This window comes from Candidatus Zixiibacteriota bacterium (assembly GCA_022865345.1).
GTDB lineage: Bacteria > Zixibacteria > MSB-5A5 > MSB-5A5 > RBG-16-43-9 > RBG-16-43-9.
Genome location: JALHSU010000207.1, coordinates 1 through 7,643 on the forward strand (window position 1 = coordinate 1; position 7,643 = coordinate 7,643).

Annotated in this window: 8 protein-coding genes; 1 reads left to right on the forward strand and 7 read right to left on the reverse strand. The window is 44.1% G+C overall.

Annotation, left to right across the window (positions count from 1 at the left end; all coding sequences use genetic code 11):
- The 7 genes from MUP17_10360 to MUP17_10390 all read right to left on the reverse strand — a co-directional run.
- On the reverse strand, positions 1-293 hold a 293-nt coding region (locus MUP17_10360), incomplete at its 3' end, for an ATP-binding cassette domain-containing protein (GenBank protein ID MCJ7459382.1).
- Between the two features lie 123 nt (positions 294-416).
- Positions 417-1,184, reverse strand: a complete 768-nt coding sequence (locus MUP17_10365) for an ABC transporter ATP-binding protein (GenBank protein MCJ7459383.1) — start codon at positions 1,182-1,184, stop codon at positions 417-419.
- A 327-nt stretch (positions 1,185-1,511) separates the two neighbouring features.
- On the reverse strand, positions 1,512-2,570 hold the full coding sequence (locus MUP17_10370; protein ID MCJ7459384.1) for a WG repeat-containing protein: 1,059 nt from the start codon (positions 2,568-2,570) through the stop codon (positions 1,512-1,514).
- Between the two features lie 347 nt (positions 2,571-2,917).
- Entirely contained in the window at positions 2,918-3,916 is a 999-nt protein-coding gene (locus MUP17_10375) for a branched-chain amino acid ABC transporter permease (GenBank protein MCJ7459385.1), read from the reverse strand.
- A 277-nt stretch (positions 3,917-4,193) separates the two neighbouring features.
- Positions 4,194-5,096 carry a branched-chain amino acid ABC transporter permease gene (locus MUP17_10380; protein MCJ7459386.1) on the reverse strand — a complete coding sequence of 301 codons (903 nt, stop codon included), beginning with the start codon at positions 5,094-5,096 and terminating at the stop codon, positions 4,194-4,196.
- Between the two features lie 135 nt (positions 5,097-5,231).
- Complete coding sequence (locus MUP17_10385) at positions 5,232-5,543, reverse strand: four helix bundle protein (GenBank protein MCJ7459387.1); 312 nt, start codon at positions 5,541-5,543, stop codon at positions 5,232-5,234.
- Between the two features lie 151 nt (positions 5,544-5,694).
- Positions 5,695-6,909, reverse strand: coding sequence for an ABC transporter substrate-binding protein (locus tag MUP17_10390; GenBank protein ID MCJ7459388.1), 1,215 nt, complete (start codon positions 6,907-6,909; stop codon positions 5,695-5,697).
- 285 nt (positions 6,910-7,194) lie between these two features.
- Between MUP17_10390 and MUP17_10395 the strand changes: the two genes are divergently transcribed.
- On the forward strand, positions 7,195-7,643 hold a 449-nt coding region (locus MUP17_10395), incomplete at its 3' end, for a hypothetical protein (protein MCJ7459389.1).

Below are 7,643 nucleotides of genomic sequence, written 5' to 3' on the forward strand. Positions count from 1 at the left end.
GAGAGATTGGGAAAGATCTTTCTCCCCTCTGGCGCCTGAGAGATGCCTAACTCAACGATCTTGTGAGGTAAGAGCTTTTCTATCCTTTTTTCTCCGAAAGTAATCGTTCCGCCTTTAGGTTTGAGAAGTCCGGAGATAGTATTGATGGAAGTTGATTTCCCAGCCCCATTTGCGCCGATGAGGGTTACTATCTCTCCCTTTTTTATGTGAAAAGAGATACCTCTCAATGCATGAATCGCCCCATAGTAAACGTTCAGCGAATCAATCTCCAGTAAATTTGAGTTCTCAATCATGGCTTGCACCAGTCATTGCGAGCCCGCAGGGCGAAGCAATCCATTTATATTGGACAGATTGCTTCGTCGTCCAAATGGACTCCTCGCAATGACAGTTTAATTCTTTTTGCCCTTGAACGATTTTCAAGTCATTTCTTCCCCTAAATAGGCCTCTATCACCTTTGGATCTTTTTTTATCTTCTCTGGTGGACCTTCTGCGATCTTGACCCCGTAATCTAAAACCACAATCCTTTCGCAGCAACCCATAACCACCCTCATATCATGCTCGATTAATAGAATAGTTAAGTCGAAATTCTTTTTGACATCCTTAATCAGATTTGTAAGGGATTCGGTCTCATGAGGATTCATTCCCGCAGTAGGCTCGTCCAAAAGCAAAAGTTTTGGCTCAGTCGCCATAGCTCTGGCTATTTCTAATCTTCTTTGTTGACCATAAGGTAGATTACTCGCCTTTTCTTCTTTCAAAAGGTCCAGCCCGAAAATTTTCAACAGATTCATCGATCTTTCTGCAAGCTCATTTTCCTCTTCTTCGAATCTTTTACTGCGGAGGACAGAACTGAACATCCCTTCTTTGGAATGAAGATGGCAGGCGGTCTTGACATTATCCAAAACTGAAAGATTCTGGAATAACCTTATGTTCTGGAAGGTCCTTCCTATCCCGTACGAGGTTATCTGGTACGGTTTCTTGCCATTAAGTTTTTTATCCTGAAATATAATCTCTCCAGCAGTCGGATTATAAACCCCGGTAATCAGGTTGAAAAGAGTGGTTTTGCCTGCGCCATTTGGCCCGATTAGCCCCACTAGCTCCCCCTTTTCCAAAGACATATCCAAACCCTCAACCGCCTTCAGCCCCCCGAAGTGCATGGAACAGTTTTTTATCTCAAGCAGTGACATTTATTAGCAACCTGATTTGCATTTATTTTTTCTAATTTTTGTAGGGAAACCTTTCAGGGTTGCTTATTTTCGCAAGGCTGAAGCCTTGCCCTACAATTTCTCACTCCTGTGGGAGCCTACCTGGTTCGATAAACTCGCCACCTGAAGCACCTGGGCGGGGAAACCCCGCCCCTACAAGCTCGTCGGGCATAAAGCCCGACGCTACAGTTTTTTACTTTTCCTTTTTCTGTCTTCCTTCTTCCTTTTTATTCATTCGTCATTCGTCATCCGTCATTATTTCCCTTGAACCCTTGTCCCCTAGTCCGCCTCTGGCGGATTGAATCCTCTTCATTTCTCAGTTTTCTCAACGAACTTCCCGGTCCTGTCGATAAAACCCCACCTGTCCCCAATCTTCACTCCTGCCAGCCCTTCAGAAAATATCCCGGCAAAATCAAATTGGGGACTAATTACCATCTTCCCTTTTTTATCGATATAGCCCCACTTCCTGTCAATTAATACTGGTGCCAGGCCTTCGGAAAAAGGCCAGACCGTCTCAAATTGAGGATTAATCACCACATCTCCGGTTTTGTCAATATATCCATACCTGCCTCTTATCTTTACCATTGCCAGACCTTCGGTAAAAACCCCAGCATCTTCAAACTGCGGATTAATCGCCACCTCACCTTCTCTATCAATATATCCCCACTTGTTTTCGATTTTTACCCCAGCTAAGCCTTCCGAAAAGGGGAGAACATCATTGAATTTCGGTTCCACTGCCATCTTACCGGTTTTGTCGATATAGCCGTACTTGTCGCCGAATTCTAACTGAACTGCTGCCAGACCTTCTGAAAAAAGCCAGGCAAAATCAAATTGCGGATGAATTACCATCTTCCCTTTTTTGTCGATATACCCCCACTTTCCGCCTATCCTTACCCCAGCCAGTCCTTCTGAAAAGTCTCCAGCAAAATTAAACTGTGGATTAATCACCGCTTTCCCCTTTTTGTCTATATATCCCCATTTCCCCCCGAGCTTTATAGTTGCCAGCCCTTCTGAAAAACGCCCGACTGATTCAAACTGGGGTGGGATTACTATCTTCTCAGTTTCGTCGATATAACCGTACAGGTCACCGATTTTCACCACTGCCAGCCCTTCAAAAAATCCCCCAACGTAGTCATACTCCGGTTTCTTGGATTGTTGCCCTTCACTGGCTTCTGACTGAGCCAGATCCCCGGATGAAGGTGTAGACTCATCAGATGGCGAACCATCCATAGTCTTGTCTATTTTATTGATATAACCCCATTTGCCATTCTGCTCCACCGGAAAGGACTGGCTTAATTCTTTGGTCTCCATACTCTGGCTAAATGACGTTGTAGCAAAAACAGCCAGAAAGATAAAAAAGAATTTCACACTTCTCACTTTAATCCTTTTTTAAGAGCCTAAAGGGCTTATTTGGTCATAGCCAGGAGTCCATTTGGACTACGAAGCAATTTGTCCAAAATTGACGGATTGCTTCGCCCCGACGGGTCGGGGGCTCGCAATGACAGCATATTTTTTTTTGCAAGGCTGAAGCCTTGCCCTACATTCTGGGCGGGGAAACCCCGCCCCTACAAGCTCGTCAGGCTTAAAGCCCAACGCTACGGTTTTTTACTTTTCCTTCTTCTGTCTTACATCTTTCTTTTTATTTATTCATCATTCATCATCAGTCATCCGTCATTATTTTCCTTGAATCCTCGTAGCATTTTATTCCACGTCAATCATTTTGCTACCTGTTCTTTTCTCACAAATATATTCTTTATAGCCAGTAAACTAAACTCCTTTAACCCAAAAATACCTTGAGGACGTGTCAACATCAGGATTATAAGAATCAGTGAATATATTACCATCCGGTAATCCTTGACCACTCTCAAAAATTCCGGAAGAATCGTCAGAATAATCGCTGCCAGAATTGAGCCGGTGATACTTCCCATCCCACCCAGGACCACCATAATGATTATCTCAATCGAGCGCATAAAGGTAAAGCTGTTAGTGTGCAGATACATAAGATAATGCCCGAAAAGCCCTCCGGCGATTCCGGCAAAAAATGCCCCGATGACGAAGGCATAGACTTTATAATAGGTAGTGTTTATCCCCATCGCCTCTGCTGCTACTTCATCTTCCCGGACTGAAAGGAAAGCCCGGCCATGCGTTGAATTGATTAAATTCCGGATTACTACCACGGTCAACACCATAAAAAATAAAACCCAGAAAAGATTGGTGTACCCGGGGATGTCTGCAAAACCTCTGGCTCCGCCCACTGCATCGATATTCAAAATCAGGACCCGGATTATCTCACCGAAACCCAGAGTCGCAATTGCCAGGTAATCTCCTTTTAATCTCAGAGAGGGAATACCTACAATCAACCCTGCCAGAGCTGCTAAGGTACCTCCCAGGATTAGAGCGGAGACAAAGATAACCGATTTTGCCAGCCAGGGGAAAAGAAGAATAGAGGTCAGACTCGGGACCAGGTTTCTGCCGAAATAGAAGGTGAAAAATGCCGAGGTGTACCCGCCAATAGCCATAAAACCAGCATGACCAATGGAGAACTGACCGGTAAATCCATTTATCAAATTCAGGCTCACAGCCAGGATAATGTTTATGCCAATCAGGATCAATATCTGAAAGAGATAAGGGTTCATCCGGCGAGGGAGATAGTAATTAACCAGAAGCAGAAATCCTATGACCAGAATAATGAAGATGATTTTCTTAAATTGCATATTTCGGTATTCGGTATTTGCTATTAGCTATTCGCTTTTTGCTTTTAGTTTTAACCCTTGAGCTTTTATCCGCCAAGTCGGGAAGAAACAATCCGTCCACAGTGTATGGATTGCTTCGTCGTCCAAATGGACTTCTCGCAATGGCCGGTCAAAGGTGTCATTGCGAGCCCGCAGGGCGAAGCAATCCGTTATTTTGAGAAGATTGCTTCGTCGCTTCGCTCCTCGCAATGACAGTTTTTTCAGCCTTCCTTCTTCCATCTTCCTTTTTCCATTTTTTTTACGCTTTTTCGCCTGTAAAACCACCCAATAAACCAGAAGGTTTGAAAAGCAATATCAGGATCAGGATAGCGAAAGCGATAGCATCCCGGTAGGTCGAGGATAGATATCCCACCACCATTACCTCAGCTATCCCCATTATCATTCCGCCTAACATTGCTCCTGGAATGTTGCCTATGCCTCCAAGAACTGCGGCAACAAATGCCTTAATCCCGGGCATTATTCCCATCAAAGGCTCTATCTTGGGATTGGTCAGACCAACCAGGATGGCCGCAGCCCCAGCCAGGGCTGAGCCTAAAACAAAAGTTATGGAGATAATCCGGTCTACTGATATTCCCATTAAGGAAGCCGCCTCGCGGTTAAAAGAAACTGCACGCATAGCCTTGCCGGTTTTAGTTCTCATGACAAAAAGCTGTAGAGATGCCATTAGAAACAACGATACCCCTAATACTATTACCTGCTGATTGGTAAGGATTATCCCGCCGCTTGAGATAACATCTTTTTTGGCAATTATCTGGGGAAAAAATTTAGGGTCAGCTCCGAAGATTAGTTGCCCGGCATTCTCCAGGAGCAAAGATACTCCAATAGCTGTGATTAATGCGGTCAACCTGGGAGCTTTTCTCAGAGGCTTGTAGGCACCCCTCTCGATAACGAATCCCAGAATCCCGCAGGCTCCCATAGACAACAGGAAAACAGCCACCGCTCCGAAAATGGTAGGTTCCTGGGCCAGACCAAGCCATTTGACCGCATAGAATCCGGCAAATGCACCAACCATATAGACGTCGCCATGCGCAAAATTTATCAGCCTCAGAACCCCGTAGACCATGGTATACCCCAGGGCTATCAGGGCATAGATCGAACCCCAGGCGATGCCGTTAATCAGCTGTTGAAGAAATTCGGACATAAAGATAAACTAAAATGACGAATTACGGATGACTGATGAAAGAATAAATGACTAATGATTGATTTCGGCTGACTAATAAAAGATAAAAACAGACAATCACATGACAAAAACAAAGCGAAAGATGTCTTCTGCATTCTAGAGATTTCTTTTCTTTAAAAATGATATGAGAGCACCTATTTGTCTGGAAAGGGATCTGGTCTGTCCTAACAGCTTTTCCGAAAAATCTCCATCCAGATAACCCAATTCTTTGGAGAGGAATACTTGACTTCTAACTTCGGATACAAACCCTTTTGCTATATACAAAGATCTAATGAACTCCTTTCTTGAGCTTCTTTCAAAACCTTCAGCTATATTGCTTGACACGGATACTGCTGCCCTTCTGATTTGTTCAGATAAACCATAATCTCTTTTAAATTTCTCTTCTTTAGTGATTTTATAGATCTGCACTGCCAAAATTCCTTGCCTCTTTCCAAACTGGCAAATCCTCGAAATTATTATAAACCGCCATTTTTAATCCGGGATCAGATTTTGTCTTTTATTAGTGATTCTTCAACAGTCATCAGTTATTCGCTTTTTTAATTCGTCATCCGTCATTTTATTATGGACTAATCGTTTCCACGTACTTGAGCTTTCCATCTTCGATTTTTAGGACCACTGCGGATTTCTTGGCATTTCGGTTTTCATCTATGGTGATAAGACCGGTAACTCCGGGGAAATCTTTGGTCTGGGCTAAAGCGTCCCGGATGCGCTCTCTATTGCCGGGTGTGTTTATCGCTTCCATCAGGGATTTTGCCTGAGTGTTTTGAAGGTAGGCATCCTTTATGTTTTTCTCATCCAAAATTCCGGACCTTTTTATGGCATCAAAGGCTATTCGAGCCGCATCATAACCCAGGGGCGCCATTGCATCCGGAATCTCGTTATATTTAGCTTTAAAATCGGCGAGGAATTTCTGCATTTCAGGCCTGGGGTCGTCTGGAGTGTAATGATTGCTGTAATAGGTATTTTCTAAGGCTTTCCCGCCTATCTCGATCAGGCGTGGAGAATCCCATCCATCTCCTCCGATCAAAGGAACTGTAATCCCTAAATCTCTTGCCTGGCGAGCAATTAAACCCACCTCCGTGTAATAGCCGGGGATAAATATGACCTCGGGTTTTTTCGCTTTTAGTGAGGTTAACTGGGCTCTGAACTCTATGTCTCCTTCAGAATAGGACTCCTCAGCTATGACCGTTCCGCCTAAATTCTTAAAAGTTTCTGTGAAAAACTGAGCTAAACCCACACTGTAGTCGTTTTTTATGTCTTTCAGTATCGCGGCTTTACTTACTTTCAGGGTATTACGGGCAAACTTCGCCATCACTTCACCCTGAAAAGGGTCTATGAAGCAGACTCTGAAGATAAAATCCCCTACCTGGGTCACTTTGGGATTGGTGGATGCTGGCGTGATCATTGGAACTTTTGCCTCCTGACAGATTGGTGCTCCGGCTAAGCTCCTGGAGGATGCCACCTCTCCTAAGACTACCAGGACCTTGTCCTGATTGACCAATTTCTTCACTGCAGTAGCTGCTTCTTCCGGCTTAGACTGGTCATCCTCTACCACGATCCTGACTGGCTTTCCCTGTATCCCTCCGGCTTTGTTTACCTCCTCCAGAGCCATCTCTATTCCTTTTTGAGTCGACTTGCCAAAGGTAGCCGTACCCCCGGTAAGAGAGCCGAACTCACCCAAAATAACGACATCCTCTTTCTTAGCACAGGAAAATAAAAGTGTGCCCACTACTACCAGTGCAAGCCCCAACCAAATCTCAGAGTTTCTTTTCATCCTGTTCCTCCTTTTCAAAGCAAATAATTTTCTCACTTAAATATATCTTAAACCAAGATTTGTCAAGCCCTTTTTGAAATAAGGAAAAGGAAGATAGAAAACCCCTTCAGTCGATAGCTGATTCCCTGAGTCAATCGCAAGAGTGTTCGGAAGAGTGTTTAATCCCGGAAACGGATCCGCAGCACTGAACGCCCTTGCCAAAAAATAGTTTGTATTTTCATGAAGGTCGTATTATTATTCCAGATGAAAGTTTTATAGCATTTTCAACCGATTAAAAGTCAAAAAATGTCCCGTTACGATAAGATCATTCAGAGGTTCAGTCGCAGGTTAAACCAGATAGAGGAAGACCTTCGGGAGAAACGGTTTGCCGAATCTGTTCTCGAGAGGGAAGGACAAAAAAGGAAATCTGCTACCGGTTTTGCACCCAGGTTATCTGAATTTGAATATTATCAAGCCCAGGAGCTAAAAGAGGAATTAGCAGAACGGTACAGAGATCAATCGTTGAACAAGGTCATCCCCGGAGAGAAAATCTCCAATCAATACGGGACTTTCTACCACATATCAGAGCAGGTCAAAGAAGATTCCTTCAAGCCTGAAAAAGAAACCGTGGAGAAAACCATTCTTTCCTTTTTCTCTCTTCTCCCTGGAATCAGGGAATACAGGGAGGACCAGCTCAAAAGGGCTGGATACAAGAGCCTTCAGGATTTGATCTCCCATCCTCGCTGGGGAACGGA

Bases quoted from the DNA above. Each gene is read 5' to 3' on its own strand.
- MUP17_10365 (MCJ7459383.1), bottom strand. From the start codon at position 1,184: ATGTCACTGCTTGAGATAAAAAACTGTTCCATGCACTTCGGGGGGCTG.
- MUP17_10375 (MCJ7459385.1), bottom strand. From the start codon at position 3,916: ATGCAATTTAAGAAAATCATCTTCATTATTCTGGTCATAGGATTTCTG.
- MUP17_10380 (MCJ7459386.1), bottom strand. From the start codon at position 5,096: ATGTCCGAATTTCTTCAACAGCTGATTAACGGCATCGCCTGGGGTTCG.
- MUP17_10390 (MCJ7459388.1), bottom strand. From the start codon at position 6,909: ATGAAAAGAAACTCTGAGATTTGGTTGGGGCTTGCACTGGTAGTAGTG.